Source organism: Oceanobacillus locisalsi, from assembly GCF_042675985.1.
In the GTDB taxonomy this organism is placed as follows: Bacteria; Bacillota; Bacilli; order Bacillales; family Amphibacillaceae; genus Oceanobacillus; species Oceanobacillus locisalsi.
The window spans coordinates 1-1128 of sequence record NZ_JBHTKK010000063.1; the positions used below are offsets into that span (position 1 = coordinate 1).

The following is a 1128-nucleotide window of genomic DNA, read 5'->3' on the forward strand; positions in this document are numbered from 1 at the left end:
CTCTCCATAAAAGTGTTTGTGTTTCTTAGCTTTCAGAAGTCATTACTGACTTTTTTTAAGAAAAACGAGGTTGTCTTTCTTCTTTCGTACTGGTTGTTTTGTTCAGTTTTCAAAGAGCAATTTGTATGCCGCTTCTAAAAACAGCGACTCAATCAATATATCATTTCCGCAAAATGGTGTCAACAACTTTTTTAAATGAATTGTTGAGTGGAGCCTAGCGGGATCGAACCGCTGACCTCCTGCGTGCAAGGCAGGCGCTCTCCCAGCTGAGCTAAGGCCCCATGAGAAATATATAATATTTATTCAATGGTCGGGAAGACAGGATTCGAACCTGCGACCCCTTGGTCCCAAACCAAGTGCTCTACCAAGCTGAGCTACTTCCCGATAATGGTGCGCCTGAGAGGAGTCGAACCCCTAACCTCTTGATCCGTAGTCAAACGCTCTATCCAATTGAGCTACAGGCGCTTATGGTGCCGAGGACCGGAATCGAACCGGTACGGTAATAAACTTACCGCAGGATTTTAAGTCCTGTGCGTCTGCCAGTTCCGCCACCCCGGCAATATCTGGAGCGGAAGACGGGATTCGAACCCGCGACCCCCACCTTGGCAAGGTGGTGTTCTACCACTGAACTACTTCCGCATATTGCTTGTCATAATAAGAATAATGGTGCGGGTGGAGGGACTTGAACCCCCACGCCCGGAGGCACTAGATCCTAAATCTAGCGCGTCTGCCAATTCCGCCACACCCGCAAATGGTGAGCCATGAAGGATTCGAACCTTCGACCCTCTGATTAAAAGTCAGATGCTCTGCCGACTGAGCTAATGGCTCTAACAAAAAATGGTGCCGGCCAGAGGACTTGAACCCCCAACCTACTGATTACAAGTCAGTTGCTCTACCAGTTGAGCTAGGCCGGCTTCATGGTGGAGGATGCAGGGCTCGAACCTGCGACCCCCTGCTTGTAAGGCAGGTGCTCTCCCAGCTGAGCTAATCCTCCGGATTGTTATGCCTGGCAACGTCCTACTCTCGCAGGGGGAAGCCCCCGACTACCATCGGCGCTGAAGAACTTAACTTCTGTGTTCGGCATGGGAACAGGTGTGACCTCTTCGCCGTCGTTACCAGACAATCCAT

The 1128-nt window shown here is 50.4% G+C and carries 9 tRNA genes and 1 rRNA gene; all 10 read right to left on the minus strand.

Annotated features, from left to right (window positions below):
- Positions 1-208 precede the first annotated feature (208 nt).
- A tRNA-Ala gene (locus ACFQ19_RS20240) sits at positions 209-281 on the minus strand.
- Between the two features lie 26 nt (positions 282-307).
- Positions 308-384 (minus strand) — tRNA-Pro (locus ACFQ19_RS20245).
- A gap of 4 nt (positions 385-388) precedes the next feature.
- Positions 389-465: transfer RNA gene (locus ACFQ19_RS20250), tRNA-Arg, on the minus strand.
- Between the two features lie 3 nt (positions 466-468).
- A tRNA-Leu gene (locus tag ACFQ19_RS20255) sits at positions 469-558 on the minus strand.
- 6 nt (positions 559-564) lie between these two features.
- Positions 565-639 (minus strand) — tRNA-Gly (locus tag ACFQ19_RS20260).
- A gap of 25 nt (positions 640-664) precedes the next feature.
- A tRNA-Leu gene (locus tag ACFQ19_RS20265) sits at positions 665-749 on the minus strand.
- 3 nt (positions 750-752) lie between these two features.
- Positions 753-828 (minus strand) — tRNA-Lys (locus ACFQ19_RS20270).
- Positions 829-838: 10 nt separating this feature from the next.
- Positions 839-914: transfer RNA gene (locus tag ACFQ19_RS20275), tRNA-Thr, on the minus strand.
- Between the two features lie 4 nt (positions 915-918).
- Positions 919-994: transfer RNA gene (locus tag ACFQ19_RS20280), tRNA-Val, on the minus strand.
- A gap of 10 nt (positions 995-1004) precedes the next feature.
- Positions 1005-1120 (minus strand): 5S ribosomal RNA (gene rrf / locus ACFQ19_RS20285).
- Positions 1121-1128: the final 8 nt, after the last annotated feature.